26 protein-coding genes, 1 tRNA gene and 1 pseudogene are annotated in these 26,289 nt (G+C 61.7%); 9 read left to right on the top strand and 19 right to left on the bottom strand.

Features of this window, described 5'->3' with window-relative positions; genetic code table 11:
• Positions 1-34 precede the first annotated feature (34 nt).
• The gene (locus tag AC0L2C_RS02350; RefSeq protein WP_287065227.1) at positions 35-595 is read left to right on the top strand and encodes a DUF1003 domain-containing protein; all 561 of its coding nucleotides are present in this window, start codon (positions 35-37) and stop codon (positions 593-595) included.
• 164 nt (positions 596-759) lie between these two features.
• On the opposite strand, the gene AC0L2C_RS02355 is transcribed toward AC0L2C_RS02350, so the two are convergent.
• From AC0L2C_RS02355 to AC0L2C_RS02370, 4 genes are all read right to left on the bottom strand, one after another.
• Complete coding sequence (locus AC0L2C_RS02355) at positions 760-1,044, bottom strand: hypothetical protein (protein ID WP_473522620.1); 285 nt, start codon at positions 1,042-1,044, stop codon at positions 760-762.
• A complete protein-coding gene (locus AC0L2C_RS02360; RefSeq protein WP_473522621.1) occupies positions 1,041-1,481 on the bottom strand; it encodes a hypothetical protein in 441 nt (146 codons plus the stop codon). Before AC0L2C_RS02360 ends, AC0L2C_RS02355 begins: the two co-directional genes overlap by 4 nt.
• A gap of 242 nt (positions 1,482-1,723) precedes the next feature.
• On the bottom strand, positions 1,724-2,503 hold the full coding sequence (locus AC0L2C_RS02365; RefSeq protein ID WP_473522622.1) for a DNA-methyltransferase: 780 nt from the start codon (positions 2,501-2,503) through the stop codon (positions 1,724-1,726).
• Positions 2,504-2,779: 276 nt separating this feature from the next.
• Positions 2,780-2,856: transfer RNA gene (locus tag AC0L2C_RS02370), tRNA-Met, on the bottom strand.
• 329 nt (positions 2,857-3,185) lie between these two features.
• Between AC0L2C_RS02370 and AC0L2C_RS02375 the strand changes: the two genes are divergently transcribed.
• Entirely contained in the window at positions 3,186-4,151 is a 966-nt protein-coding gene (locus AC0L2C_RS02375; RefSeq protein WP_473522784.1) for a Gfo/Idh/MocA family protein, read from the top strand.
• Between the two features lie 56 nt (positions 4,152-4,207).
• Here the strand turns inward: AC0L2C_RS02375 and mnmA are convergent, their stop codons facing one another.
• Positions 4,208-5,398 (bottom strand): tRNA 2-thiouridine(34) synthase MnmA, encoded by a 1,191-nt coding sequence (gene mnmA, locus AC0L2C_RS02380; RefSeq protein WP_473522623.1) that lies wholly within the window; start codon positions 5,396-5,398, stop codon positions 4,208-4,210.
• 273 nt (positions 5,399-5,671) lie between these two features.
• Between mnmA and sciP the strand changes: the two genes are divergently transcribed.
• The gene (gene sciP, locus AC0L2C_RS02385; RefSeq protein WP_006203587.1) at positions 5,672-5,947 is read left to right on the top strand and encodes a CtrA inhibitor SciP; all 276 of its coding nucleotides are present in this window, start codon (positions 5,672-5,674) and stop codon (positions 5,945-5,947) included.
• 414 nt (positions 5,948-6,361) lie between these two features.
• Here sciP and AC0L2C_RS02390 read toward each other — a convergent pair whose 3' ends face one another.
• Positions 6,362-6,739 (bottom strand): flagellar export protein FliJ, encoded by a 378-nt coding sequence (locus AC0L2C_RS02390; RefSeq protein ID WP_029349790.1) that lies wholly within the window; start codon positions 6,737-6,739, stop codon positions 6,362-6,364.
• A gap of 450 nt (positions 6,740-7,189) precedes the next feature.
• On the opposite strand from AC0L2C_RS02390, the gene ctrA reads away from it, so the two are divergent.
• Entirely contained in the window at positions 7,190-7,885 is a 696-nt protein-coding gene (ctrA, locus tag AC0L2C_RS02395; RefSeq protein ID WP_006203583.1) for a response regulator transcription factor CtrA, read from the top strand.
• Between the two features lie 120 nt (positions 7,886-8,005).
• Here ctrA and AC0L2C_RS02400 read toward each other — a convergent pair whose 3' ends face one another.
• Entirely contained in the window at positions 8,006-8,374 is a 369-nt protein-coding gene (locus AC0L2C_RS02400) for a response regulator (protein WP_128248043.1), read from the bottom strand.
• A 247-nt stretch (positions 8,375-8,621) separates the two neighbouring features.
• The gene (gene chpT / locus AC0L2C_RS02405; protein ID WP_287065216.1) at positions 8,622-9,251 is read right to left on the bottom strand and encodes a histidine phosphotransferase ChpT; all 630 of its coding nucleotides are present in this window, start codon (positions 9,249-9,251) and stop codon (positions 8,622-8,624) included.
• A gap of 355 nt (positions 9,252-9,606) precedes the next feature.
• On the opposite strand from chpT, the gene AC0L2C_RS02410 reads away from it, so the two are divergent.
• Entirely contained in the window at positions 9,607-10,215 is a 609-nt protein-coding gene (locus AC0L2C_RS02410) for a DUF1134 domain-containing protein (protein ID WP_023797936.1), read from the top strand.
• A 148-nt stretch (positions 10,216-10,363) separates the two neighbouring features.
• A complete protein-coding gene (locus AC0L2C_RS02415) occupies positions 10,364-11,512 on the top strand; it encodes a coiled-coil domain-containing protein (protein ID WP_473522624.1) in 1,149 nt (382 codons plus the stop codon).
• A 29-nt stretch (positions 11,513-11,541) separates the two neighbouring features.
• On the opposite strand, the pseudogene AC0L2C_RS02420 reads toward AC0L2C_RS02415, so the two are convergent.
• The 6 genes and pseudogenes from AC0L2C_RS02420 to AC0L2C_RS02445 form a co-directional block, all read right to left on the bottom strand.
• Positions 11,542-12,345: pseudogene (locus AC0L2C_RS02420) on the bottom strand (TrmH family RNA methyltransferase).
• A 316-nt stretch (positions 12,346-12,661) separates the two neighbouring features.
• Complete coding sequence (locus tag AC0L2C_RS02425; protein WP_023797933.1) at positions 12,662-13,000, bottom strand: ArsR/SmtB family transcription factor; 339 nt, start codon at positions 12,998-13,000, stop codon at positions 12,662-12,664.
• Between the two features lie 173 nt (positions 13,001-13,173).
• On the bottom strand, positions 13,174-13,935 hold the full coding sequence (locus AC0L2C_RS02430) for a HugZ family pyridoxamine 5'-phosphate oxidase (protein ID WP_473522625.1): 762 nt from the start codon (positions 13,933-13,935) through the stop codon (positions 13,174-13,176).
• 38 nt (positions 13,936-13,973) lie between these two features.
• Positions 13,974-15,164 carry a CaiB/BaiF CoA transferase family protein gene (locus AC0L2C_RS02435; RefSeq protein ID WP_128169354.1) on the bottom strand — a complete coding sequence of 397 codons (1,191 nt, stop codon included), beginning with the start codon at positions 15,162-15,164 and terminating at the stop codon, positions 13,974-13,976.
• 6 nt (positions 15,165-15,170) lie between these two features.
• On the bottom strand, positions 15,171-15,932 hold the full coding sequence (locus AC0L2C_RS02440) for a 3-hydroxyacyl-CoA dehydrogenase (RefSeq protein ID WP_023797931.1): 762 nt from the start codon (positions 15,930-15,932) through the stop codon (positions 15,171-15,173).
• Between the two features lie 172 nt (positions 15,933-16,104).
• Entirely contained in the window at positions 16,105-16,641 is a 537-nt protein-coding gene (locus AC0L2C_RS02445) for a GNAT family N-acetyltransferase (RefSeq protein WP_473522626.1), read from the bottom strand.
• 311 nt (positions 16,642-16,952) lie between these two features.
• Between AC0L2C_RS02445 and AC0L2C_RS02450 the strand changes: the two genes are divergently transcribed.
• Positions 16,953-17,942: a glutathione S-transferase family protein gene (locus AC0L2C_RS02450; protein WP_023797929.1), complete on the top strand. Its 990-nt coding sequence runs from the start codon at positions 16,953-16,955 to the stop codon at positions 17,940-17,942.
• A 1-nt stretch (position 17,943) separates the two neighbouring features.
• Here AC0L2C_RS02450 and AC0L2C_RS02455 read toward each other — a convergent pair whose 3' ends face one another.
• Positions 17,944-18,444: an NUDIX domain-containing protein gene (locus AC0L2C_RS02455; protein ID WP_031254497.1), complete on the bottom strand. Its 501-nt coding sequence runs from the start codon at positions 18,442-18,444 to the stop codon at positions 17,944-17,946.
• 53 nt (positions 18,445-18,497) lie between these two features.
• Between AC0L2C_RS02455 and AC0L2C_RS02460 the strand changes: the two genes are divergently transcribed.
• Positions 18,498-19,412: a metallophosphoesterase family protein gene (locus AC0L2C_RS02460; protein WP_023797927.1), complete on the top strand. Its 915-nt coding sequence runs from the start codon at positions 18,498-18,500 to the stop codon at positions 19,410-19,412.
• Here AC0L2C_RS02460 and AC0L2C_RS02465 read toward each other — a convergent pair.
• The 4 genes from AC0L2C_RS02465 to leuA all read right to left on the bottom strand — a co-directional run bounded on the left by AC0L2C_RS02465 (position 19,402) and on the right by leuA (position 24,729).
• Positions 19,402-20,022 (bottom strand): hypothetical protein, encoded by a 621-nt coding sequence (locus AC0L2C_RS02465; protein ID WP_023797926.1) that lies wholly within the window; start codon positions 20,020-20,022, stop codon positions 19,402-19,404. The two genes, AC0L2C_RS02460 and AC0L2C_RS02465, sit on opposite strands and share 11 nt — an antisense overlap.
• A 124-nt stretch (positions 20,023-20,146) precedes the next feature.
• On the bottom strand, positions 20,147-20,950 hold the full coding sequence (locus tag AC0L2C_RS02470) for an alpha/beta fold hydrolase (RefSeq protein ID WP_473522627.1): 804 nt from the start codon (positions 20,948-20,950) through the stop codon (positions 20,147-20,149).
• An 87-nt stretch (positions 20,951-21,037) separates the two neighbouring features.
• Positions 21,038-22,810, bottom strand: coding sequence for a tetratricopeptide repeat protein (locus AC0L2C_RS02475; protein ID WP_128248035.1), 1,773 nt, complete (start codon positions 22,808-22,810; stop codon positions 21,038-21,040).
• A gap of 182 nt (positions 22,811-22,992) precedes the next feature.
• Entirely contained in the window at positions 22,993-24,729 is a 1,737-nt protein-coding gene (leuA, locus tag AC0L2C_RS02480; protein WP_473522628.1) for a 2-isopropylmalate synthase, read from the bottom strand.
• A gap of 422 nt (positions 24,730-25,151) precedes the next feature.
• Between leuA and AC0L2C_RS02485 the strand changes: the two genes are divergently transcribed.
• Complete coding sequence (locus AC0L2C_RS02485) at positions 25,152-26,273, top strand: complex I NDUFA9 subunit family protein (RefSeq protein ID WP_473522629.1); 1,122 nt, start codon at positions 25,152-25,154, stop codon at positions 26,271-26,273.
• Positions 26,274-26,289: the final 16 nt, after the last annotated feature.

Genomic DNA, 26,289 nt, shown 5'->3' on the forward strand with positions numbered 1-26,289 from the left:
GTGGCAGGACCGATAGCTATCCAACGGGTGTTCCATGGATTCTCCAACGTTGCCTCCGCCACCTCCGCATGAACTCAGCCAAGCACTGAAACGCAATATCCAAGCGATTGAGGAGCGCCGGGCGAAGGAAGCAAGCGAGGCAACTTTGGAAGAGAAAATCGCTGAGGCGATTACCTCTTTTACGGGCAGTATGCGTTTCGTGTACCTTCACTTGGCCGTGTATGGCGGCTGGATCGTCTCGAACTTGGGCTGGATACCGATCACTCCGCCATTTGATCCGACATTCGTGATATTGGCTATGGTAGCTTCCGTCGAGGCCATATTCCTCTCGACCTTTGTACTGATCAGCCAAAACCGGATGTCAGCTGCCGCAGACAAGCGGGCAGATCTGGACCTTCAGGTGAGCCTGCTGACGGAGCACGAACTCACAAAGCTTATTGGGCTTGTCGATTCGATAGCGGATCGGTTGAATGTAAAACCAGCCGTAAGCGATATAGAAGTTGGCGAGATTAAGAGGGACATCGCGCCAGAAGCAGTGCTGGACGAGATCGAATCGAAGCAGCGGGAGACTGCGGAGAAGCTGGACCAGCGCTAGTGTCGTGATTTCGGTTGATTTTGATTTCGGGCTTGGGTCGAACTCGAAATCAAAACGACAGTCGGAATGACAGATCGCTACTGTCGGCAATGCCGCCCTACAGAAGCTTGCTGTCTTCATAGGTGGTAACGAAGGTCACTGATGTGTCCAGTTTTCCTTCTAGCTCATGGATGGAGGTCTCCTTCCAGCGCGCCTTGGTCTTCAGCCAGAAAATTGCTGCGGTGACGGCGACCTTCACCGGTCGCTCTGCGGTAAAGGCTTTCAGCAACCCGTGCGTTGGCCTTGATGGCGCCGCTCTCGAGTTCATGGGCGTAGGTCGCCTTGAGGTCCTGCTCGTCTGTGGCGAGCACGCAGGCGATGTCGGCCGTGCTAAGCCCGAAGCCGGCCAGCGCCTCCACCCGGGAGTTCAGTGGCCGGTTTTCCAGAGGAGCTTCGATATCGGGGTTCATTTGGCCCGGTCCGCGTCCCAGAAGGTGACGAGATTGTTCGCTGGCGGCGTGCGGGCAGGAGACTTGCCCAAGCTTGCAGGATCCGGAGCGCGAAGGATGATGCGGCGGATCTCATGCACCTGCTCGATCGGCTTGCCGTCCAGGCCTGAGTGCTCGTATGACCGAGGTCTCCTTCCAGCGGCCGCGTGCCTTGAGCCAGAAGATCGCGGCGATGACCGCTTCACGACCTTCGCCCGTTGCCTTGCGGAAGAGGTTCTCCGCCACCTTGGCATTGGCCTTGGTGTGGCCAAAGGCCAGTCGTGTTTATAGTGCTTGCGCAGCGTCTTTGGATCGACACCGACCATGCCGGCAATCTCGGCCTCCGGAACACCATAGCCTGCCAGCGCCTCTACCTGGCGGCGATGAAAAGCATCGGGCTGATGGCTGGGGCGGGCCATCTCAGCTCTCTCCGTTTCCGATGTGCTGCCTCGCCTTCGAGATAGGCATGTCTTGCCCCGAAGGGTCCGTGTACACGGGGGATTTGGCGAAGCCGCGGGTGCGGCTGGGTCGGGGTCCATCCCGAACCTGAACAGCCACAAACCGCACGTGCTGACGGGACACTCCCGAACCTCGGCGGGTTGATAGACGCAGCAGTCCAGACATTTGTGGCGTATGGCCTGCAGGATTGCTGTCTTGGTGGTCATGGCCTGGTCCTGATCCGCTCAAGCTTTACCTCGGCAAAGCTCTGGCCGTCGCCCTCCAGGATTGCCATGCTGCCTGTAAACGCCTGCCAGCGCAGCACCGCGACGTCGACATAGGCTGCGTTCAGTTCGATGGCATGACAGCAGCGGCCAGTCATCTCGGCAGCGATGATGGTGGTGCCAGAGCCGCAGAAGGGCTCGTAAACAGCCTGGCCTGGCGAGGAATTGTTCTCGATGGGGCGCCGCATGCATTCGACGGGCTTTTGCGTGCCGTGGCCCGTGTCGGACTTTCGATGCGGAATGGCCCAGACGGTGGTCTGCTTGCGATCACCCGCCCAGTGGCCCTTCCTGCCCTTCCTGACCGCATACCAGGCCGGCTCATGCTGCCAGTGGTAGTCGCCGCGGCCGATGACCAGCCGGGTCTTGTCCCAGATGATCTGCGCGCGGACGGCAAAGCCGGTGGCCCCAAGGCTTGAAGCGACCGTGGCGGCATGAAGGGCGCCATGCCAGACATACATCACATCTCCCGGAAACAGCGCCCATGCTTCCCGCCAGTCGGCGCGGTCGTCATTGAGCACCTTGCCTCTGGCGAGACCTTCTCCATCGCCGAACCGCTCTCGCCATGAGGGATCGTAGCTGACGCCATATGGAGGGTCGCAAACGCACAGGTGCGGCTTGACGCCGGTAAGCACCCGCTCGACATCCTCAGCATTGGTGCTGTCGCCGCAGATAAGCCGGTGCTTGCCCAAAAGCCAGACATCGCCGGGCAGGGTGACCAATTGGTCACCAGTTGGTTTGCTTTGTGTGTTCTCCGTATAGCGGCATTGCACCAAACGACCCCCAGCTTTCGAGCCGGACAACCCTGTGATTTCAATGGGGGAAAGCTAGGGAGTAAAAAGGCGCACTCCCCAGCTTTGGAGAATATCGGCCGACAGAGAGCAAATGAGTCGCTCTCACCACTACAGCGACTCCACAGCTTTTGGCCGAAGGGCCTGCTGTTCTGCGGGGTTTCGGGGCCGCGAAGTCCATGCAGAGAACATTGTGGAAGAATTAAGTGGTAGCGGGAGAGGGACTTGAACCCCCGACCCCAGGATTATGATTCCCGTGCTCTAACCAACTGAGCTACCCCGCCAGGGCGGCGAAAGGCCCGAAATCCGCCTCAAATCAGAGGGCATGTCGAAGCGTTCGCCAAGGTCGGGCGGATATAAGGTTGGGACGCCAAGCCTGTCAAGCATCGATGCAGCCGGTGTCGATGCAGCCGGTCTGGCGCCACACTTTATGGCATCCTGTCGCTTCGCCAAGGTTCACGGACTTGAGACGTACTTTATGTGTCCAGGCGCACGCACGTAGCTCTGATGGCCGAAAAGCTTTGCCGGGCAGATAATCGGGCACAGAAATGCCGGGTTGAGTTCGGCGGGGCGCGCCGCTATGTCTCGGCCACGAAATTCTAGAGTTGGAATGATGAAACCGCGCATTGCAGTCCTCGGTTGCGGATACTGGGGCAGCAACCACATCCGCACCCTCAAGGCGCTCGGCGCGCTGCACGCGGTCTCGGACGTCAACCCTGCCCGCGCCGAAGGTTTCGCCAGTGAGCAGGATTGCCTGGCGATCGAGCCGGAGGCGCTGTTTGTGCGCAGCGACATCGACGCCATCGTGATGGCGCTGCCGCCGCAGTTCCACGCCGATATGGCGGTGCGCGCCGTCCAGGGCGGCAAGGACGTGCTGGTGGAGAAGCCGATCGCGCTGACGGTGGCCGATGCCGAGCGTTCGGTGAAGGCGGCGGTCGACAATGGCCGCGTCTTCATGGTCGGTCATGTGCTGCGCTTTCATCCCGCCTTCGAGACGTTGAAGGCGCTGATCGACAATGGCGAGCTCGGCGAGGTCCGCTATATCCATTCGCACCGGCTCGGGCTCGGCAAATTCCACACCGAGAACGATGCGCTATGGGATCTGGCGCCGCACGATCTGTCGATGATCCTGGCCATCACCGGCACGGAGCCGATCGAGGTGCGTGGCGAAGGGGCTGCGCTCCTCGACAATCTCAGCGATTTCGCGCATCTGCACATGCGCTTTCCCAACGGTCTGCGCAGCCACCTATTCGCGTCGCGGCTCAATCCCTACCGCGAACGGCGGCTGACCGTGGTCGGCACTAAGGCGATGGCGGTGTTCGACGATGTCGAGCCGTGGGAGCGCAAGCTCGCCGTCTACCGCCACGCGGTGTGGCAAGACAGCGGCCAATGGGCCTTCACCACCAACGAGCCGTCCTACGTGGCAGTGGGCGAGGGCATGCCGCTGACGCGAGAGCTCGAGCATTTCATCCGGTGCATCGAGACGCGGGCAGAACCGCGTACCAGCGGCGAGGAAGCCATCAGGGTGCTGCGTATCCTGACCGCTGGCACGGTTGCCCACACCGGATCGTCTTCCTGAGAGAACGTGCGGCTGTATCAGAGCCTGATCCATCCCGATAGAATCGGGATTATCGTCTATTCGGCGGGAATCTGCGCCGGCCGGGCCGCCAGCCGCGTCAGCATCGCCTCGGCCTCGGCGCCGCGTTCGGAACGCTCGATGAAGCCGCCGCCGAACACGCGGGCCTGGTTGCCGTCGTCGGAATAGAGCACGCAGGCCTGGCCGGGCGCGATACCGGACTCGCCGTCGACCAGTTCCACCGAAGTGATGCCGACGTTGTGACGCAGCACAGCCGGGCGTGGCGGGCGTGTCGAGCGGACCTTGGCGAAAAGCTCCAGCCCGGCGGCCGGGATATCTGACAGCGCAGCGTCGCCCAGCCAGTTCATGTCGCGCAAATAGATCTTGTGGGTTTCCAGCGCCTCGCGCGGGCCAACGACGACGCGGGCCCGGTCGGCGTCCAGATGGACGACGTAGAGCGGCTCGCCCGAGGCAATGCCGATGCCGCGGCGCTGACCGATCGTGTAGCGCAAAATACCTTCATGGCGGCCGAGCACGCGGCCGTCGATATGGACGATGTCGCCCGGATTGGCAGCAGTCGGCTTCAGCTTGGCGATGATATCGGAGTACTTGCCCTGCGGCACGAAGCAGATGTCCTGGCTGTCCTGCTTGGCAGCGACCGTCAGGCCCATTTCCTCGGCGATGGCGCGAACCTGCGGCTTCGACAGGCCGCCGAGCGGAAAGCGGAGGTAGTCGATCTGCGCCTGTGTGGTGGCGAACAGGAAATAGCTCTGGTCGCGATCCGCGTCGACCGGCCGGTACAGCGCGCGATGGGCGCCGTTGGCGCCGGAGCGGATGTAATGGCCGGTGGCCAGCGCCTCGGCGCCGAGTTCCTTGGCGGTCGCCAGGAGGTCGGCGAATTTCACCGTCTGGTTGCAGGAAACGCAAGGGATCGGCGTTTCGCCGGCCACATAGCTCTCGGCGAAGGGGTCGATTACCGCCTTGCGGAAGCGCTCCTCGTAATTGAGCACATAATGCGGAATGCCGAGCGTCTCGGAGACGCGGCGGGCATCGTCGATGTCCTGGCCGGCGCAGCACGAGCCGGCCCGGTGCGTTGCCGCGCCATGGTCGTAGAGCTGCAGCGTGACGCCGACGACATCATAGCCTTCATGCTTCAAAAGGCCGGCAACGACCGACGAATCGACGCCGCCCGACATGGCGACAACGATGCGGGTCTCTTCGGGGCGTCCGGGAAGGTCGAGGCTGTTCATGGTTCTTTCGTTCTGCACGGCGCCTGGATGACGGCGCTGAATGCCAATGGCCGGAATATAGGTCAAGCTTTCCGGGTGCGCCAGCTTCGCGAACCGGCCGATTTTTTTGAACGGATTCGGGCGCTTGCTGGGCAGATGCCTCAAATGCCGACGAAAAGACTAACGCGGCGTTCATGATCCTTACCTAGCTATTAGGGATCGCTTAGGCAAATTTTAAAGCTGTGGCGGTAATGTGGTGGGGATTGGGTCTTTGAGTTTTTAGTAGAGAGTACGATGACCGATCTTGTTAGACCGCGCGTCAAATATGTTATCGGGCCTGACGGCAGCCCCCTTACGATTGCCGATCTGCCGCCGACGAACACACGTCGCTGGGTTATCCGGCGCAAGGCCGAAGTGGTGGCGGCGGTGCGCGGCGGGCTTTTGAGCCTCGAGGAGGCATGCCAGCGCTACAAGCTGACCACCGAGGAATTCCTGTCCTGGCAGGCGTCGATCGATGAATATGGCCTTGCCGGCCTGCGCACGACGCGCATCCAGCAGTATCGGCATTAGGGCTGGTTCAAGGAAGTCAAAAAGGCGCGACAATCCGCGCCCTTTTGCTTTGCCGCAACGGTTTCTCTGCTTCAGACGGTCAGCACCACCTGCCGATCGGGCAGGCAAAAGGCATGAGCAGCGCCTGCTTCTTGGAGCAAGCATTTTCGCGTCGACCTTGCCGCGTTCCACAAGCCTGCGCGGTCGGCCCCGAGCCGAACTCTGCCAGAACCGGTGGGCTGCTCAGTCAGATAGGTTCTGGCCGGAATCGCCTGCGCCCGACATCAGGATGCCCAGGTGCGGGCGATCGCGGAACGTGAAAGAGATTTTTGCAGCGTAGGCCTGAAACTGGCAGTTGCTCGACCAATGAGCGGCGACATTCGAGATGAGCAACGCCCCCATCGCTGGGCGCTGACCGGCCTTAAAGCCTTGTTTTCAGCCGATCATGGCGCTGCGGCCGCCGGTCTCGGCGTCGCGGATCTTGGTGTCGCGCGATTCGAGCATTTCTGCTTTGGAAAGCTCCGCTTCGGCTTCGCCGAGCAGTGATTCGGCAACGCTACGCTGCTGGGCGAGGTCGCTTTGCGAATTTCTGAGATTGTCGCGGCGCAAGCGTGCTGCCTTGGCGAAGGTCGGATAGGCAAAATGGTTGATGTCGGTGATGCCGGCTTTCTTTTCTTCGGCAGTGATCTGGAGTTCGAGTTCGACAGCCATGCGCTCGAATTCGGCGATCATCATGTCGAGTTGCAGCAACTGCCGCCGCTTCTCGTTCACCTGAAACTGCTTCAGCCGAACGAGGTTTTCACGTGACTTCATGATTCGGTACTCCTGGAAACGCACACCTGCACATATCGTCTAATCCGCCTGGCAAACTCAGGCTTCGACCCGCTTCCACCGACTTTACCAGAACTATGGGAAACAAATTCCTAAAGTTTTTTGCCGGCGGTAACCATTCGTTTACGGGCATTGTTAATCATACGGCTCAGGACTTAAGGCCGGGTAAAAATTCCGGCCCCGATGCGGAAGCACGGCTAGCGAGTCCCTGGAGTCACTTAGTCTGGCCTATTAATGTTTTGCATTAGCGGTTTTGTTCTGAGATTCGCTATTAGATTCAATAAGGTGTAGAAAGGGGTTAAAAAATCTGGTACCGTCAACGGCACGGAATTAGGTTTTGTTAACCATTCGATGGCAGCCTCTGCTCAGGCAATCACTGCTCCGGTCCTGGACGGGTCGTGAAATGGTCCGGCAGCAGAAAAGGGGAATGAAATGCGTGTTCTGCTGATAGAAGATGACAGTGCGACCGCACAGAGCATCGAGCTGATGCTGAAATCGGAAAGTTTCAATGTCTATACGACCGATCTTGGCGAAGAAGGGGTCGATCTAGGTAAGCTCTACGACTACGACATCATCCTTCTCGATCTCAATCTCCCCGATATGTCGGGATACGAGGTCTTGAGAACACTTCGCCTCTCCAAAGTGAAGACGCCGATCCTTATCCTCTCCGGCATGGCCGGCATCGAGGACAAGGTACGTGGCCTCGGCTTCGGCGCAGACGACTATATGACCAAGCCGTTCCACAAGGACGAACTGGTCGCCCGCATCCACGCCATTGTGCGGCGTTCCAAGGGCCATGCCCAGTCGGTCATCACCACCGGCGACCTGGTGGTCAACCTTGATGCCAAGACCGTCGAGGTTGGTGGCCAGCGCGTGCATCTGACCGGCAAGGAATACCAGATGCTGGAGCTGCTCTCGCTGCGCAAGGGCACCACGCTCACGAAGGAAATGTTCCTCAACCACCTTTACGGCGGCATGGACGAACCGGAACTGAAGATCATCGACGTGTTTATCTGCAAGCTGCGCAAGAAGCTCGACGCTGCTTCCGGCGGCCAGAACTACATCGAGACGGTTTGGGGTCGCGGCTATGTGCTGCGCGAGCCGGAAGATATCCGCGTCAGCGCCTGAGCTGACGACGCCGATCCGATCGATTTTTCCGACAAAAATCCGGCTTCGGCCGGATTTTGCGTTTTTATGTCGCAGATATTGGAGAGCCGATTTCCGCGGCCATGCGCCAGCGGCGGCGAATCAGCCGGCAAATCTCAAGGTGCGGAAGCGCTCGAGAAGTTGCGGCCGAGTGAACGGCTTCAGCAGATAGCCTTGGGCGCCGGCGCGCTTTGCCCGCATGATCGAAGCGACGTCGACCTCAACCAGCAAAATCAGGATCTGGGGTTGTATCGGACTTTCCATGGCGCGTACGCGGCGAATGACGTCCTCGGCCTGCATGTCCGGCAAGGCGCCGTCGACAATGATGATATCCGGCATGTCGGCAGTGCACATCTCAACCGCATCAAGCCCGCTGGCAGCTTCGATGACCAGCATGTCGGAACCACCCAGGATGCGCTTTGCAACCCTCCTGATGACGCTCGAATCGTCGATGAACATGCAGCGTTTCATTTTTCGAGCCCTCTTTGCCATGCGGCAATCCGGCAGCGTCGCGGTCTGGTAGGCACCGTAGGATCAATCCGGTAAAGAAGCTGAAAAGCCGATAGGTAAAATTTTTGCAAGAACAGCTTTTACGGAAACTTCTTGACCGATGCTTCGGCCGAACTAGCCTGGATGGCTCATTTCATTCCACCGTGAGGGCGCAGTAAATATTGTCTAAAAACTCTTATCTGTTCTTTTCAATCATTTCTTAGTAACTTCAAGCAGCCGAGAGAACGATTTCTTCTGCGGTCGCGTGGATCGATATTGTCATGTTCGCCTCGCGCGCCAAAAGCAGTGTGTAGTAGGGCTGCACCGAATGCGCGTCGATCGGTTCTTCAGGCTTGTTGCCGGAATGGAGCTCCAGGAATTTGGGCGGCACGCGCAGCATCGGACCGCTCGCGGCGAGCGCAAAGCGTGGTTCCGTGTCGAGGTTTTCAAGCGTGACCGTAAGCTTGCCGCCACGCGGAATGGCAGCGTTGGCGACGAGAATGAGGTTGAGCAGCAGCTTTACCTTGTTCTTGGGCAGCAGCGCACGGGTTCCATTCCAGATCAGTTCCGGCTTCTCGTTCTTCAAGAAGGCGATCGCAACGGCCTCGGCATCGCCGGTGTCGATCATCATGCCGGCAGAACCGGCTGCGCCGAAGGCGATGCGGGCGAATTGCAGGCGGGCCGAAGCGTTTCTGGCGCTCTGGCGAATCAATCTCATGGCGTCTTCGTCGGCGCCGCCTTCGTCGAGCAGCTCAAGCCCGTTGTTTATGGCGCCGACCGGCGAAATGATGTCGTGGCAGACCCGGCTGCACAAAAGCGCGGCGAGATCGGGTGCGGAAAGGGTGAAAAGCTCGGCCATCGGCGAAAGTCCCTGCAAATTTCACTGGAAATGGCCGGGCGATCAATGATCACGCCTGCCCACACGAATCACGCTCGCTCTCCCAAGGCCTACTGAATACACAGCGCCTGAGCGTGCAGCAACAAATCCGGAATTGTCGTTATCGAAAATGGTGTGTTCACGCAGGGTGCGGATACTGCGGGCCGACGCGAAATCAGCGCGAAACCAGCCTACTAACCGCCATCTCATGTGAAAGCTTAATGGTTGAAAAAGGATTACGGCATAGTTTGTCCTTAACAGTCATCCTTAACGGCCGCCAAAGAGCCGCACGGATGCGAGGCGTCGGCGAAAGTGCTCCCTGACGGAGATTGGAAGCATGTTTTCCCGATACTACGACCGGAGTTTTTTCCGTGTCTTCACAGACCGGAGTTTTCTCCGTGTCTTCTCGATGGCGATCGCTCTCATGGGCCTTGTCGTCTTTTCAACCTCGCCTTCGCGGGCCCAGGAGTACACCGCTCAGGAGATCGTCGATTCCGGTCATAAATTCTTCGGTGCGACGTCGGGCGGGCTCGCCACCGTCGTGGAGAAGATTTTCTCCTCCTATGGCCTGCCCAATGGCTATTTGCTTGGCGAGGAGGGCTCGGGCGCCCTGATCGGTGGCCTGACCTATGGTGAAGGCACACTCTACACCAAGAATGCCGGCGATCACAAAGTGTTCTGGCAGGGCCCGTCTCTCGGCTGGGATTTTGGCGGCGAGGGCTCGCGGGTGATGATGCTGGTCTATAATCTCGACGATGTGAACAGCCTCTACAATCGTTTCGGCGGCCTTGCCGGCTCCGCCTACCTCGTGGCTGGCGTCGGCTTCAACGTGATGAAGAACAACAATGTGCTGCTGGTGCCGATCCGTACCGGCGTCGGCGCCCGGCTTGGCGTCAATCTCGGCTACCTCAAGCTTACCCAGCGCGCCACCTGGAATCCATTCTGAGCAAGCGGTTGCCTCGTCACCGCGATTGTTTCCAGGATCGACGGTCTGAACAATGCTGCGGCAGACCCTTGCCGCGGCACTGGAATTCCGTCATGCGAACGTGGCACAGTCCCTTACGGTTGTTTGCCGTTCATAACGGATAGTCACCTTGGTTCAGTCGGTCCTGTTCTTTGTCCTCGGCTTTCTCTGCGCCGGCTTTCTGGCGCTGATGATTGCCCCGGCCATCTGGCGGCGGGCCGTGATGCTGACGCGTAAACGCATCGAGGGCTCGATGCCGCTGACGCTGGCCGAGATCCAGGCGGAGAAGGATCGCATCCGCGCCGAGTTCGCCATGGCGACACGTCGGCTTGAGATGAGCGTCAAGGCGTTGCGCGAGAAATCGGCCGAACAGCTTGTCGAGATCGGCCGTGGCCGCGAAGCACTGAAGGAACTGGCGCTCGAGAGGAAGGACAAGGAACAGGCCCTTTCCGCGCTCGAGGTCAAGGGCGAAGACCTTCGGCAGCGCAAAGACCAGTTGCAGCTTTTGTCGGATCGGCTTGCTCAAACCGAGGATGCCCTGGAAAAGCGTGTGCTCGAGCTGAAAAAACTGGAGCACATGTATGACGACGCCAGCTTTTCTTCCAGCAGCCGTCAGATCGAACTTGTGGCGCGCGAATCCGAATTGCAAAAGCTGGCCGATGATATTTCAGTGCTGCGCGGTCAGCGCAAGGAGGCGGACAGGCGCCAACAGGAGATCGCGGCCGAGAGCAAGGCCGCGCGAGACGCGTTGAAAGCCGAGAAGAGAAGGACCGGCGAACTGGACAAGAAGATCGAGCGCCTGCTCGCCACGCTTGCCGATCGAGAGGACAAGCTTGAACGCCGCGAAAAGGAAATCGCGCGGCTTCGCGAAAAGCTGAAAAGCGAAAGCGTGGAAAATGCGTCGGCGGCGGTGCGTCTCGTCGGAGCGCAAGGCAGTCAGGCCGATGTGGCCGTCAAGGGCGATATGGAAAACGCTATCGCCAGGCTCGACAGCGACCGGGAGCAGTTGGAGGCGAGATTGACGGCACTGGCCAGCGAGAACAAGCGGCTGAAAACGGATCTTGCCGCCGACGCGGCATCCAGATCCGAAGGCGCCAGCGCTGCGTTGCGCGAGCAGATGAGCGACCTGGCGGCGCAGGTCGTAGCCCTGACGGCGAAGCTCGACGGGCCGGAATCGCCGATCGCAAAGGTTCTTGCGGCACCCAACCCACCAGGAAGCGGTGAACGCAGCCTTGCCGATCGCGTGCGGGCGCTGCAGCAGGCCGAATCGGGGCATTGAGCCAAGGCAGTGATGCTGACTTCTGCGGCTCAGGTCCTGCTTGCCGAGAAATGATGCAAGGCGATGGCTGACGCGGCGGCGACATTCAGGCTGTCGAAGCCTTCTGTCATATCGATCCGCACTGTCCCGCAGGCGGGCGAGCAGCATCTCGGGCAGGCCTTCGCCTTCAGTGCCGAGATAGAGTGCCAGCCGTTCGGTCCTTTTCGCATCGCGGATGTCGGTTTGTCCGCGCGGCGACAATGCGAATTGGCCGAAGCCCAGCCGATCGAGCGCCGCGGTAAAGCCGACGGTCTCAGCGAAGGAGGCAAAAGGAACTTTCAGCGCGGCGCCGACCGAAACGCGGATCGCCTTGCGGTACAGGGGATCGCAGCAGGTCGCGTCCAGAAACACGGCATCGGCGCCGAAGGCGGCGGCGTTGCGAAAGATCGAGCCCATATTGTCATGGTTGGCGATGCCGACCAGCACGACGATCAACGCGCGGGCGGGCAGGGCATCCAGCAAGGCCTCTGCAGGCTGCGCCTCGCCCTTGCGGCCGATCGCCAATATGCCGCGATGCATGTGAAAGCCGGCAATCCTGTCCATGACCTCGCTGGCCGCCACGTAGACCGGAAGGTCCGCGGGCGCCTTGCGCAGGGTTGCGTCGAGGCCTGCCAGCCGGTTTTCGAGCACCAGCACCGATTCGGCGGCAAAGCGTTTGGCCGCGAGCAACATTTCGAGCACCACCTTGCCTTCGGCAACGAAACGACCCTGCCGGCCGGCAAGATCGCGCCGCGAATGTCGAGATAGGCGGCGACGCGCGGGTCTTGCGGGTCGTCGATACGAATGCTGCGCATGCTTGCCTCAACTGACCCGCATCGGCCCGATCGTGGTGGGTTTTGCGACAGCACGACGCGTGGATCCAAAGTGTCAGAGCGTACCTTCTGCGTCCAAGTGGACGCAAGTCGCTCAAAAGCGCGTCGCGTTCGACCGACCTCAACCGACCTCTCGCGACGCGCTTTAGGTTGTTGTTTATGCATGTCGCTATCGCAAAACCGCTGCACGGGCATGCTTTTGCGCGACATGCATTAGGAGTCGTCAGCGAGGCAAGGGGCGCTCGGACCAGTTCTTATCTTATGCATGTGCCGGCTTTGGGCGACATGCATTGGCCGGTCAAGTCCCGGAGCGACGCGAGCGGTATGCCATCTGCGATAGCTCACCCTCGCCGAAAACCCCGTCCAGCGTGGTGAGAAGTTCGCGCACGGCATCGGATTTGCAGGAATAGTAGATCATCTGCCGGTCGCGCCGGGTCTCGACGAGATCGAGCGCCCGCAGTTTGGCCAGATGCTGTGACAGGGCGGATTGGCTGAGCAGAACCTTTTCGGCGATAGCGCCGACGGACATTTCACCTTCGGCCAGGTGGATCATGATCAACAGTCGTTTCTCGTTGCCCATCAGCGTCAGAAACGAGGCCGCTGATTCGGCATTGGCGATTAGCTTTTTCGAGACCATCGATCCCCCATACCTTCCTGCTCCTCCGGCGCTATGGGGGCAATAGCGTCTGATTCCATAGGCTCACTTGCGAATTTGCGCTGGCGATTCAACGCGACCGGGAAAGCGTAGAACATCTAGCTCAAACCTCAAGACTTGCTTTCGACCCGGCGCGATTAACTGTCGGACTGTGTTTAATCCGCCACTCGGCCGGTTTTTGCCATGTCGACCAGAACATGCCTGAGCTCGCGCGCCGTCCTCAATGGCTCGGGAAAGAACACCCGGCAGATATCGTCGCCCAATGCCAGGTCCATGCCTTCGGCGTCAAAGCCGGTGACGACCCAGCCGTCGCCCGCCGCCTTGGCGAAGTGGCGCGCGTAGACGGCAATTGCGTCGCTATGGTCGGCATTCATATGGTCGAGGGCGGATTGTTCGCCAGCGGCAAGCTCTTCGACGATCGGCGCGGTCGTGACCAGATCGGCGCGTTCGAGCAGGTAGGCCTTGCCAAAGCCGCCGTTGAGACTGGCGCGCTCCAGCTCCAGGCGGAAGATCGAGAAGTCGCCAAGGCCGGCATAGAGCTTCGCCTTGGGGTTGCGGTTGAGATAGCGCCGTTCGGCGCCGGCGTGCTCGTCGGATCCACGCTCAAGCCGTGCCGCCCGACTGACGAGCGTCAACCGTGGGTGCGCCAGCGGGTCGCCCCTGCCGGGCTCGCCGACAAGCAGCGAACAGCGCGGGTCGGCAAGGATCGCGCCGGTATGGGCGGACAACATCGATACAAGGATCAGCGGCGTGCCGTCGATATCGGTGGCGACACCAACCCTGCTGGCCAGCGGCGAACCGGTGCCGGGCTCGATCACCGCCAGCGCGCCGAAACGGGCACTGCGGATCAGCGTCTTCGCCAGCCTGATCGCTTCGGCGTCGGTCTCGCGGATCACGTCCTTCTTCCGATCGTTCAAATCCACACCGTCCTAAGCTGATCTTTGCTCTCCAGTTATCAACCTATCACACGGGATTTGACAAGGGCCCCAGATTTGAAAAGGGCCTCAGTCTCGCTTTCCGAAAGACCGAAGCGTGCCAGCACCGTCGCCGCCTGACAATCGTGATCGGCCGGCATGGCGGCAAGCGTCGGCCGGGAGCGCGAAAAGCGCGGCGCTGGGGCGGGGCGCTCAAGCGCACCCGACTTCAAGAAGGCGTTGCGAGCGCGATTGTGCGGATGATCCCTGGCTTCCCGCAGCGACAAGACCGGTGCGACGCAAGCATCGGTCGCAGCAAAGAGACGGTCCCAGTCGTCCCGTGACTTTTGCCCGACCCGATCGACAATGGCGGCCCGCATCTGCGGCCACAAATACCTGTCGTATTGGCCGCGTACAAAAATCTGGTCGAGCGGCAGCAGTCTTGCGAATTCGGCGAAGAACCGGGGCTCAAGGCAGCCGACAGCGACGTGCCGTGCGTCCGCGGTCTCATAGGTGTCGTAAAAGGGCGCGCCGGAATCGAGCAGGTTCGTGCCACGCGTGTCACTCCACAGGCCCGCCGCCATCAGGGCGTGCACAGGTGTCGCCAGCATTGAAGCGCCCTCGGTCATCGCGGCGTCGATCACCTGACCCTTGCCGGAGCGCGAGCGCTCAAACAGGGCGGCCAGTGCGCCGGCGACCAGCATCATGGCGCCGCCGCCGTAGTCGGCGACAAGATTGAGCGGTGGGACCGGCCGCCCGCCTTGCTGGCCGATGGCATGCAGCACACCCGAATAGGCGAGGTAGGTGATGTCGTGGCCGGCACGTCCCGATAGCGGACCGTCCTGACCGAAACCCGTCACGCGGCCGTAGATCAGGGCCGGATTGCGCGCCAGAACCGCATCCGGCCCGAGACCAAGCCGCTCCATGACATCGGGACGAAACCCTTCGACCAGCATGTCGGCCTTTTCGGCAAGGCGCAGCACCAGTTCGGCGCCTTCCCAGCGCTTCAGGTCAATCCGCAGGATGGAGCGGCCGTGACAGTCGATGTCGTATTCGTCCGGTAGCGCCAGAAACGGCTGGCTCGACCCAGCCCGCTCGATGCGCAGCACCTCGGCGCCCATCTCCGACAGCATCAGGCCGGCCAGCGGCACCGGTCCAAGCCCGGCCATCTCGATCACCGTCAGGCCGGCGAGCGGGCCAGTCTTCGCCTGAAGGGCGACTTCGGCACTCATGGTCGGCTACTTCGGCGCCATGCGGATGGCGCCATCGAGGCGGATGGTCTCGCCGTTGAGCATCTGGTTTTCGATGATATGCAGCACAAGGGCTGCATATTCGGAAGGCTCGCCGAGACGGGACGGGAAGGGCACCGCGGCGCCGAGCGTATCCTGCACCTCTTGCGGCATGCCGGCCATCATCGGCGTCTTGAAGATGCCGGGCGCGATGGTGCAGACGCGAATGCCCGACCGGGCAAGATCGCGCGCCACCGGCAGCGTCATGCCGACGACGCCGCCCTTGGAGGCTGAATAGGCCGCCTGGCCGATCTGACCGTCATAGGCGGCGACCGATGCCGTGTTGACGATGACGCCGCGCTCGCCGCCCTCCAGCGGCTCAAGCTTCGCGGCCCGGTCGGCGACGAGGCGGATCATGTTGAAGGTGCCGATCAAATTGACCTCGATCACCTTGCGGTATTGGTCGAGCGGGTGCGGACCGTCCTTGCCGATCGTCTTCATGCCGATGGCGATGCCGGCGCAATTGACCAGGATACGGGGTTCGCCGAACTTTTTTACCACTTCTGCCACTGAAGCAGCACCGCCGTCGGCGCTGCTTACGTCGCATTGGATGGCGATGCCGCCGATATCGGCCGCGATCTTCGCCGCACGCTCGATGCCGAGGTCGAGGATGGCAACGCCGGCGCCCTTTGCGGCCAGTGCACGTGCCGTCGCTTCTCCGAGGCCGGAGCCGCCACCGGTGACGATCGCAATCTGGCCGTTCGGGTTCATGTCGGCGTCCTCCATCTAAAGCGCGTCGAACTGAACGGACTCAATCGAAGCGCTTTAAATCTCTGTTTTTATTGCATCTCGTTACCCAAAACCGCTGCGCACTTTTGGGCGATATGCACCATCGGCAACATGCTACGAAGCCTGACAGTATGGCGCAACAGCATCCGGATGGTCACGCCATCGCGGCGATTTGCGCGGCAATCCTTGCCTGATCGGCGTGGCAAACCTCCCCCACCAGCCGTGCCATCGCGCCCGGCACGATCTCATGCGACAACAGCCGGTCAGGATGGACCGGGCGCGGCATGGAGATTTGCCCACGCGGGATTCTCTTGAAGCCGAGCGGGCCGTAATAGGGCTCGTCGCCGACAAGCATCACCGCCGGCATGCCGGCCTTGGCGGCGGCCTCCAGCGCGATCGCCACCAGCCGGCGGCCAATGCCGAGATTCTTGTAGGCCGGCCGCACGGCAAGCGGTCCGAGCATCCGCGCGCGGCCGGCGCCGGCCGCGATGCGCGTCATGCGCACAGAGGCGACGACGATATCGCCATCGACGGCCACGAAGGACAGAGCGCGTTCATGCGGGCCGCCCTCACGGATCTTGTAGGCGCCCAGCACGAAACGGCCCGGCCCGAAGGCTTCGTCGTTGATGGTTTCGATTTCGGGGTCATGCGCCGGAGTTTCCGGCAGGTATTTCACGTCGGCAAGGCTCATGGTCTTTGCGTTCCGGGTAGACGGGGAAAGGTTTGCTGCAAACGGCAGCGTTCGCCAGTCAGCGCTTCATCAAGCGCGGGCGCCCTTTCGTCGTCGGTCGAACCGGATCAAGGCAAAGTCAAGCATCGGGATTTTCCGCTAGCACCAATCTTCAGCCACTGCAATCGGCCGTTTGCTGCCGCCATTCGTTTGCCGCCTTCGTTTGCCGTCATTCGTCTGCCGCACCGGGCGATTGACGAACTGTTCAACGCCTGGCGATTTCCGCATCGTCGGTTTGTGCCTACATCCCTACGAAGAGGAAAGGACATCACATGGGATTGCTGGTCGACGGCAAATGGCAGGACAGCGGGTACGACACCAAGGCGAGCGACGGCGAATTCGTGCGGGCGCAGTCGCGATGGCGCGACTGGGTCACGGTTGACGGCAGGCCCGCCGAAGGCCGCACGCGCGGCTTCAAGGCCGAGCCGGGCCGCTACCATCTCTATGTCTCGCTTGCCTGTCCCTGGGCGCACCGGACGCTGATCTTTCGGGCACTGAAAAAGCTCGAGGACGTGATTTCCGTCTCGGTCGTCCATCATTTCATGGGCGCCAACGGCTGGACCTTCGTGGCCGAGGACGGCGCCACCGGCGATACGCTCTACGGCCTCGACTTCCTGCATCAGATCTACACCAAGACCGATCCCGCCTATTCCGGCCGCGTGACGGTGCCGGTTCTGTGGGACAGGCGAGAACAGACAATCGTCTGCAACGAGTCCTCCGAGATCATTCGGATGCTCAATTCAGCCTTCGACAAATGGGGCGATGCCAGCCTCGATTTTTATCCGAAAGCACTGCGCGGCGAAATCGACGCGGTCAACGCTCTGGTCTATCCATCGGTCAACAACGGTGTCTATCGCGCCGGCTTCGCCACCACGCAAGCGGCCTATGAGAAAGCGTTTGGTGAACTGTTCGCGGCGCTCGACCAGCTCGAGGATCGCCTATCTCGCCAGCGTTATCTCGTCGGTGACCGCATCACCGAGGCCGATTGGCGGCTGTTCACCACGCTGGTCCGCTTCGACCCGGTCTATGTCGGCCATTTCAAGTGCAACCTGCGCCGCATCGCCGACTATCCGAACCTGTCGAACTATCTGCGCGACCTCTACCAGGTCCCGGGCGTCGCCGGCACGGTGAGCCTGCACCACATCAAGGCGCACTATTACGGCAGCCACGCAACGATCAACCCGACGCACATCGTGCCGGTCGGGCCGGAACTGGACTACGCGGCGCCGCATGATCGGGCGCGGTTCAGGAAGGCAGCGTGATCTACCAGAAGGGCGATGCCGCCGCGCCGCTGAAAATCTCGGCAATCCGCCGCAACGTGGCCGGCGTCGTTGCTTCCGGCAGGCGGTCGAGCGGAAAGAAGCCGGCTGCGGCGATCTCGCGGTCCGGCAGCTTCGGCGCCGTCTGATTGAACTGCTCGACCAAATAGAGGCCGACATGGTCGCGGCGGCTGGCCCGACGGTTGAAATGCATCGATTTCAGCACCGGCGGCGCGGTCAATGCAATATTGCCCTCCTCGGAGAGCTCGCGCGCCAACGCCTCGATCATCGTCTCGCCCAGCTCGACGCCCCCGCCGGGAAGCTGCCAGCCCGGTACATAGGTATGGCGAATGAGGAAGACGGAACTGGACGTGCGATCGTGGATCAAGCCACGCACCCCAAGCGTCATCGGCCGCCGCAGCACGAAGTACAGATGAAACAGCCTTGCCCTGAGACCCGGCCAGCCGGTCTGGCGGAAAGCTTGCTCCGGATCGGGCCGCATCATCACCCACGAAACCGTGGGTGGAAAGCAGCGCGTGCGTCGCTTATGAAGGAGGGATGTTCAGGCTCGCGCATATTTCCGATATCCACTTGGGACCGCTTCCCGGTGTAACCTATCGCGATCTCGCCTCCAAGCGGGTGGTCGGTTACGTCAACTGGCAGCGCAATCGCCGCCGCCACATGCGCGACGCCGTCATCGACACCATCGTCGCCGATATCAAGGCGAGCGCACCCGATCACCTTGCCGTCACCGGCGATCTGGTCAATCTGGCGCTCGATGGCGAGATCGAGATGGGCAAGCACTGGCTGGAGACGCTGGGCTCCCCCGACGATGTGTCGGTCGTTCCGGGAAACCACGACGCCTATGTGCCCGGTGCTTTCGACAAGTCCTGCCGGTCGTGGACGGCGTGGATGACCGGCGACGGCGTCAATACGCCGGTCGACCGCGAAGCCTTTCCCTATCTGCGCGTGCGTGGCAACGTCGCGCTGATCGGTGTCACGACGGCGCGGGCGACGGCTCCGTTCATGGCCAACGGCTTTTTTCTGGAAGACCAGGCGGAAAGACTGCGGGACGTGCTCGATGCCACGGCCAAACGCGGGCTGTTCCGGGTGATCATGATCCACCATCCGCCGGTGCGCGGCGCCGTTTCGCAGCCCAAGCGGCTGTTCGGCATTGCCCGCTTCCAAAAGGTCGTTCAGCGGCACGGGGCCGAGCTTGTGCTGCACGGCCATTCGCACGAGCCGACGCTGTTCTCGATCAATGGGCGCGGCGCCAAAATTCCAGTGGTCGGCGTCGCTGCCGCAGGGCAGGCGCCAGGCGGCAGGCGTCCAGCGGCGCAATATAATCTGCTGGAGATCGATGGTGAAATAGGCAACTGGCGGCTCAGGCTGACGCGACGTGGCCTGACCGGGCCGGCCATCCCGCCTGCCGATCTGGAGGTTGTGGAGCTTGGCGCGGACGCTATGGCGTGAAACTCAGTCCCATCGCAACGAGGCGGTCCCAGAACAACACGATCGATACCGCCAGCCCGACCAGGGCGCCGGCAGCGATCAGGCCGAGACCGGAGAGAAAGGCTGACCAACGCTTGCGGCGCTTGACGGATCGCAGCGGCGGCTCGGCTTCCGGGACCAAGGCACGTTTCAGGCCGGCAGCCTGCTCGACCCCGCCTTCCAGCATTCTCTGGCGTTCGATGACGCGCTCCGCGACGTAGCGCGTCACCTGATCGGCAACCGGTTTCATCTCGGTCGATTCGGCGAGCACCACGCGGCCGATGCGCGTGTCCTTGAGGAAGCGATAGGTGCGGCGGTCGCGCCCCATGGCGACATGGCTGACGGCGTCGATCCAGAGGCGCGGCTGCAGCCCGGACGAGACGGCGAAGTCGAAATTGTCCATGTCGGCGGGCACGTCGGCGAAGACCGGCGCGAGTTCGGCGGCAAGCAATTCGAGCCGCATGCGATGCGCTTCGCGCATGTCGACCACGACGTCGTCGCGGTCGGCGAAAGCGTTTTTCACGTCGCGGATGGCGTCCGACAATTTTCGCGACTCGTCGGCCTGGCTTATGGTCTCGGCTGCATCCTTCATCGGCGTTGCCTCACGTTTGGTTAACACCGAATTAACATAGTCGTTGGCAAAATGCAGCAAAATGCGCTTGCGAGATCGATAGGCGGCTTGCAAAATCCGGCCCGAAGCCGCGCTTTGACAGGGATCAGCCCGCTGCGGGAGCGGAGTTTGGACGAAGCGGCCTGCTGCGGCGTTTCATGTTGTGGCGGACGATCTCGGCGATCAGGCCGGGCGCTTCCTCGACCAGCATATGGCCGGCCTCCGACACGTGGTGCAGGTGGAAATGCGCCGGCAGACCATCGGCCTGGCTGAAGGGCAGCACCGCGTCATCGGTCCCCCAGACCAAAATCACCGGCATATCCAGTGTTTCGAGCCGTTCGTGCGGGATGACGCCCTGCCGATCGTCCCTGGTCATGGCGGCTGCGATCTCGACAAGTTTGTGCAACTGGCCGGGACGCGCGCGCATTGCGCCAAGCACATCCACGATGCGCTCCGAGGGCGGGCTTTGCGGTCCGGACATGGCGGCGAGGCAGGCGCGAATTTCACTTTTGCCGGCTGCCGCTGCGTAACGGCGCAACAGCGGGCCATTGATCTCAGTGCCAAACCCGCCCGGCGCCAGAAGCGTCAGCGAGGCTATCCTTGCGGGTTCGGCCAGTGCCATCAGCACAGCCGCCGCCCCGCCCATCGAATGGCCGACGAGATGCACCCTCCTGATTCTGCGTGCGGCGAGGTCTGCCAGAACAGCCCGGGCGGCTGTCCTGGCCGGGCCGCCACCCGGGAAATCGAGGGACAGCCCATGGCCCGGAAGATCATAGGCCAGTGTCCGTGAACCAGGTGCCAGTGTCGAAATCACCTCGTGCCAGTCGCCGTGGCAACCGCCGAAGCCATGCAGAAAGACAACCGTCTTCGGGCCGGCGCCCCGTTCGGCAACGTAAAGCGATGAAATCATGAAATACTATGGTTTTATGCGAATTCGGATGTGGCTGGATTGCGTCTTGTACCAAGTTTTTGCGATCGGCCGTGCTGGTCGCAAGGACTAGCTGGCATTGCCGAGCCCGGCGGCACGCAAAGCCTCGACCAGCCGCTCGGTCAGATCGGCGGGGTATCTCCGCTCGACAAAAGCCGCGCGCGGATCGGCAGCGAATTTCGGGAACTTGACCGTCAACTCGTCCAAAAGTTCGTGCGCCAGATGATCGCGACCGGCGGCCTTGGCAGTGATCAGCCGCGCAGCCAGATAGTGCGATTTCGTCGGCGTCGCTTGCAGCGCATCGCTGGCAAGCGCGGCCTTGTTCATATCGCCAGCCATGAACTGGCCGACGAAAAGCCCGTAATCCCACCAGGTCGGATGGGCGCTGGAGGTTTCGGCGGCGTGAGCAAGGATCGGTGTTCCCTCCCTGTACCTGCCGGCGAAAATCAGCCCGTAGGCATAAGCTGCCGCCATGCTGAGGTCGTAAGGGTTGAGTTCGTAGGCCTTGCGCATCCAGCGGATCGATTCCTCCGAATTGCCGAGGCGGGAATTGAGATAGCCATAGGCACGGTGGGCATAGGGGCTGGTCGGCCCCATCTGCACGGCGCGACGGGCCAGCGACATCGCCTGTTCGATCGTTGCGCCGGCTGGATAGGCGTAGTGATCTGTGCCCGCCTCGAGATGCAGGGTCGCCAGCTCCGAAAAGACGAGCGACGATTTCGCATCCCGATCGACCAGGATTTCGAGGCAGCGATAGGCAGCCTCATGGGTTTTGGCGCCCTGGTCGAGATAGTATTTGTCGTTGAGCAGCAGACATTCGGTCAGGCCGGTCTGAAGGCCGCTCTGTTCGATATAGTTGTAGATCGCGCCCGGAGCCGGAACGGCCGAACTCAAAATGCCGGCGACACTGTCCTCGACGGTGGAGGGTGTGCTGTCGGCGGCAGTCAAGTTGCGTGACAGCAGGACCCGCCCGGTCGCCACGCTTTGAAGCTCCAGCGTGACATCGCCTGCCGTTGGCCCCGGCAAGACATCGAATACGAAGCTGATCGCATCGGCGACCGGATCGGGCGGGCCGTCAGCATCGCGACCGATGAAGGTGACCGTGTCGAAGCGGCTGAGGCCGGCGCGCAGCGATGCGGCGACGCGGGCAGCCTCGGCACTGTTGGTTTTCACAGCAATGTAGACGAGCGGAAGGCTTTCAACCGGAGCCCATGGCGCAATGCTGCCGGTTGCCACCGCATTTTCAATCGTCGGCGCGGCATCGCTTCCGGCCAGCAATGCGCTGCCCCCCTGACGAAGGATCAGCACCCCCAGCATGGCGATGACCAGAGCGATCGCCAGCCAGAAGAACTGGAGATGACGCAGCAGCGAGGGTGCCGGCTGGCGAACGACGGGGGACGATGCGGCAGGTGCGGCCATGACGGGTTCTTCGGGCGATTCCGGCAAGGTGGCCGCCGCTTCGACGTGTTCCGCCGACGCCGGCTCGACCGGCAGGCGGATCGCGTTGAGTTCATAGGATGGAACATAGCCGCCACGCGGAATGGCAATGCGGATCGGCTCGGCAACACCCTCATTGGCAAAGTAATGCTGCAGAAGCTCGCGCAGCCTGCCCGCCTGCACCCGCACCACGGCGTCGGTCGACGGATCGAAATCGCCGTCCTTGCCGAAAACATCCATCGCGATGGAAAAGCCCTTGAGCTTGTCGGCTTCGCCTGCCTGCTCGCGCTCGACCAGATAGCGAAGCAGCTTACGCGCTCGTTCGGATCTCCCGAACGTTTCGCTGGCTAGCAATCGCTCCAGCGTCTCGCGCACTGCGGGGGCGGCAGGCGTGGCATGCTGCAAGTGTCGATCCTCTCGAAGTCGGCACAGGTTAAGACGCAATCATATAGCGCCTGCACTGCCATACAAGCATGCATCCATTATGCGATCGCGTACCCCACCGGATAATATTCCGGTGGTTAATGGCGCGAAAGACTGGAGCAGGATGATACCATCCGGGGTCATCTTGCTCCAGCTCAGCTCCTCTAGTCGGCCTTTCCGCCGACGATGCGATTGGCGGCGGAAACCACGGCTTCCAGCGAAGCGGCGACGATATTGGTGTTGATGCCGGCGCCGAACAGCTTGCCGCCGGGATGCTCCATCTCGACATAGGAGATGGCCGAGGCATTCGAGCCGCGCTGCATGGAGTGCTCCGAATAGTCGAGCACCGACATCGGCACGCCGACATGGCGCGACAGCGCGTCGACGAAGCCGTCGATCGGGCCGGTTCCGGAGCCTGATATCGTCACCTCCTTGCCGCTGTCGAGGATGATCGCCTCCACCGCGCGCCGCCCCTTGATCTCGATGTCGGGATAAGTGTGGTGGTCGAGGAATTTCAGCCGCGCGTCGGGCTGATCGACGTAGGTTTCGAGAAAGCGCTCGTAGATGCGCTTGGCCGGCACCTCCTTGCCTTCGGCGTCGGTGATCGCCTGGATCGCTTGACTGAACTCGATCTGCAGGTTACGCGGCAGATTGAGGCCGTAGTCCGCCTGCAGCACATAGGCGATGCCGCCCTTGCCGGACTGCGAGTTGATGCGGATGATCGCCTCGTAGTTGCGCCCGACATCGGCCGGGTCGATCGGCAGATAGGGCACTTCCCAGTACGGCGTGTTGGCCTTGCGCAACGCCTTCATGCCCTTGTTGATGGCATCCTGGTGCGAGCCGGAAAAGGCGGTGTAGACGAGCTCGCCGACATAGGGATGGCGCTCGGGGATCTTCAACTGGTTCGAATATTCGTAGACGTCCTTCATCCGGTTGATGTCGGAGCAATCGAGCTCGGGATCGACGCCTTGCGTGTACATGTTGAGCGCCAGCGTGACGATGTCGACATTGCCGGTGCGCTCGCCATTGCCGAACAGCGTGCCTTCGACGCGGTCCGCGCCCGCCATCAGGCCGAGTTCGGTGGTGGCGATCCCGGTGCCGCGGTCGTTGTGCGGATGCAGCGAGATGAGCAGGTTCTCGCGGTTGTCCAGATTGCGGCACATCCATTCGATGCGATCGGCATAGATGTTGGGTGTCGACATCTCGACCGTGGACGGCAGGTTGATGATCAGCTTGTTTTCCGGCGTAGGCTTCATGATTTCGGTGACGGCGTTGCAGATTTCCAGCGCCACTTCGAGCTCGGTGCCGGTAAAGCTCTCCGGCGAATATTCGAAACGATAGAAGCCGCCGGCCTTCGCTGCCATGTCGGTGATCATCTTGGCCGCATCGGTGGCGATCCGCCTGATGCCGGCGACGTCCTTCTCGAAGACGACGCGGCGCTGCAGTTCGCTGGTCGAATTGTAGAAATGCACGATCGGGTTGGTGGCGCCCTGCAGCGCCTCGAAAGTGCGGGTGATCAGTTCCGGCCGGCACTGCACCAGCACCTGCAGCGAGACATCGTCTGATACATTGCCCTCTTCGATGCACCAGCGAGCGAAATCGAAGTCGGTCTGCGAGGCCGACGGGAAACCGATCTCGATCTCCTTGAAGCCCATGTCGAGGAGCAGGGCGAACATGCGCGCCTTGCGCTCGTGGCCCATCGGATCGATCAGCGCCTGGTTGCCGTCGCGCAGGTCGACCGAGCACCAGATCGGGGCCTTGTCGATGACTTTCGAAGGCCACACGCGGTCGGTGAGACCGACGGTCGGATAAGGTTGGTATTTGCGGGCTGCCTCCGGCATGCCCCGGGCATCCTTGCCTATCTCCCCGCTGTCTGAGCGGATCTCTTCTCGTGCGTTCATTGTCGTCTCTCCCGGCGGCTCGCGGAATCCGCCTTCAGGCGGATTTGGTGCCGAGCGGCGCCTTTACCAGATGTTCATTCGCTAGATGTGACTTGCCAATTTTGAGACTGGCCAAGGAGCATGCGCGTGAGCGGCGGTTCGACCGCCGGGCGCTCCTTCAGCGAACCCGGCGATCGCCGATAAGGCCGAGCAGCAGCAGAGCGGAAGCAAGCGCGCGCACGGTCTCGCCAGCAAAGCCGGTCTGACGGGAAGCGACGGAGGTGGCGCGGTTGGTCATGGCGGTTTTCATACAGGAGCAGCCAAAGCGAGGCAAGTGGGGCCGAACGACAGTGTCGTAAGCAGATGAGTTGTCCGGATTAGGTAGCACGTGAGTTGTCCGGTTTTGTTGCCAGCGCATGGAGGCTGGGGATGAAACGGACAGCATGGCAACCCAGCGTCGAACACTCGCCGTCCATAGCGACATCGGCCGTCTCTCGATCGAACTCGGCGCCGACTGGAACAAAAAGCTTTCCTGCGTTGTTCTCGAACCGTCCCCGATGTTCGAAGGGGCTGGTTTATACGCCGGCGGCAGGCGCTCGGCGGGCACGCAAAGCCAAGGATTGGCGAGGCAAATGGATCCTGACGATCTCAACACAGAACGGATCGTCACTGTGTTCGGCGGGACAGGTTTTCTCGGGCGCCGGATCGTGAAGCGGCTCCTGGAAAGGGGTTCCACCGTCCGCGCCGCATCCCGCCACCCGGCTCGGGTTGGCCAGTTTTTTTCCTCGACGGCAAGGCCGCCAGAAGCCGTCGTGGCGGACATATTGGATGCGTCCTCGATCGGCTCGGCCATTGCCGGATCGCAGGCGATCGTGAATGCCGTCAGTCTCTACGTCGAGCAGGGCGCCCAGACGTTTGAACGGGTGCATGTGGAAGCCGCAGCTGAACTTGCCGCCGCGTCGCGCGCTGGCGAGGTCGACCGGTTCGTCCATATTTCGGGGATCGGTTCCGATCCTCAATCGGATTCGAATTACATCAGGGCACGTGGGCGCGGAGAAGAGGCGGTGGCGAGCGCATTTCCCGGCGCCATCATTGTGCGTCCCGCCGTCATGACGGGACCTGACGACGTTTTCCTCACGACGATTGTCAGGCTGATACGTCTCCTGCCGGTTTATCCGCTGTTCGGCGATGGTAGCACACGGCTTCAGCCGGTCTATGTGGAAGACGTCGCAGACGCAGTCAGTCGGCTGATCGGCGGGCGAAACCACAAGGCCTCATCGATATTCGAATTCGGCGGCCCGCGCATCTACACCTATAAGGAACTGCTGCGGGATATCGCCCGACAGCTCGGCACCAACATCAGGCTGATGCCGGTGCCGTTTGCGGCGTGGGACGCCTTGGCCGGCGTCGCGGAACTCCTTCCGGGAGCGCCGATTACGCGCAACCAGGTCGATCTAATGCGGCACGACAATGTGGCCGCAATCGGCGCGCCGGGCCTGAAGGAACTCGACATCGCGCCGCGCGACATCGAGGAGGTGATCCGCTTGATCGAACGGCGCGCGTGAGGCTGCTCGGGCTCGT

It is taken from the genome of Mesorhizobium sp. WSM4845 (genome assembly GCF_055811455.1).

Coding starts and splice junctions, on each gene's coding strand:
- AC0L2C_RS02390 (WP_029349790.1), bottom strand. CDS start 6,739: ATGAAGTCACGTGAAAACCTCGTTCGGCTGAAGCAGTTTCAGGTGAAC.
- AC0L2C_RS02460 (WP_023797927.1), top strand. CDS start 18,498: ATGTTCAGGCTCGCGCATATTTCCGATATCCACTTGGGACCGCTTCCC.
- AC0L2C_RS02455 (WP_031254497.1), bottom strand. CDS start 18,444: ATGATGCGGCCCGATCCGGAGCAAGCTTTCCGCCAGACCGGCTGGCCG.
- AC0L2C_RS02470 (WP_473522627.1), bottom strand. CDS start 20,950: ATGATTTCATCGCTTTACGTTGCCGAACGGGGCGCCGGCCCGAAGACG.
- AC0L2C_RS02425 (WP_023797933.1), bottom strand. CDS start 13,000: ATGGTCTCGAAAAAGCTAATCGCCAATGCCGAATCAGCGGCCTCGTTT.
- AC0L2C_RS02465 (WP_023797926.1), bottom strand. CDS start 20,022: ATGAAGGATGCAGCCGAGACCATAAGCCAGGCCGACGAGTCGCGAAAA.
- sciP (WP_006203587.1), top strand. CDS start 5,672: ATGACCGATCTTGTTAGACCGCGCGTCAAATATGTTATCGGGCCTGAC.
- AC0L2C_RS02435 (WP_128169354.1), bottom strand. CDS start 15,164: ATGAGTGCCGAAGTCGCCCTTCAGGCGAAGACTGGCCCGCTCGCCGGC.
- AC0L2C_RS02400 (WP_128248043.1), bottom strand. CDS start 8,374: ATGAAACGCTGCATGTTCATCGACGATTCGAGCGTCATCAGGAGGGTT.
- AC0L2C_RS02450 (WP_023797929.1), top strand. CDS start 16,953: ATGGGATTGCTGGTCGACGGCAAATGGCAGGACAGCGGGTACGACACC.
- AC0L2C_RS02410 (WP_023797936.1), top strand. CDS start 9,607: ATGTTTTCCCGATACTACGACCGGAGTTTTTTCCGTGTCTTCACAGAC.
- AC0L2C_RS02360 (WP_473522621.1), bottom strand. CDS start 1,481: ATGGCCCGCCCCAGCCATCAGCCCGATGCTTTTCATCGCCGCCAGGTA.
- mnmA (WP_473522623.1), bottom strand. CDS start 5,398: ATGAACAGCCTCGACCTTCCCGGACGCCCCGAAGAGACCCGCATCGTT.
- AC0L2C_RS02355 (WP_473522620.1), bottom strand. CDS start 1,044: ATGAACCCCGATATCGAAGCTCCTCTGGAAAACCGGCCACTGAACTCC.
- AC0L2C_RS02350 (WP_287065227.1), top strand. CDS start 35: ATGGATTCTCCAACGTTGCCTCCGCCACCTCCGCATGAACTCAGCCAA.
- AC0L2C_RS02440 (WP_023797931.1), bottom strand. CDS start 15,932: ATGAACCCGAACGGCCAGATTGCGATCGTCACCGGTGGCGGCTCCGGC.
- ctrA (WP_006203583.1), top strand. CDS start 7,190: ATGCGTGTTCTGCTGATAGAAGATGACAGTGCGACCGCACAGAGCATC.
- AC0L2C_RS02485 (WP_473522629.1), top strand. CDS start 25,152: ATGGCAACCCAGCGTCGAACACTCGCCGTCCATAGCGACATCGGCCGT.
- AC0L2C_RS02445 (WP_473522626.1), bottom strand. CDS start 16,641: ATGAGCCTTGCCGACGTGAAATACCTGCCGGAAACTCCGGCGCATGAC.
- chpT (WP_287065216.1), bottom strand. CDS start 9,251: ATGGCCGAGCTTTTCACCCTTTCCGCACCCGATCTCGCCGCGCTTTTG.
- leuA (WP_473522628.1), bottom strand. CDS start 24,729: ATGAACGCACGAGAAGAGATCCGCTCAGACAGCGGGGAGATAGGCAAG.
- AC0L2C_RS02375 (WP_473522784.1), top strand. CDS start 3,186: ATGAAACCGCGCATTGCAGTCCTCGGTTGCGGATACTGGGGCAGCAAC.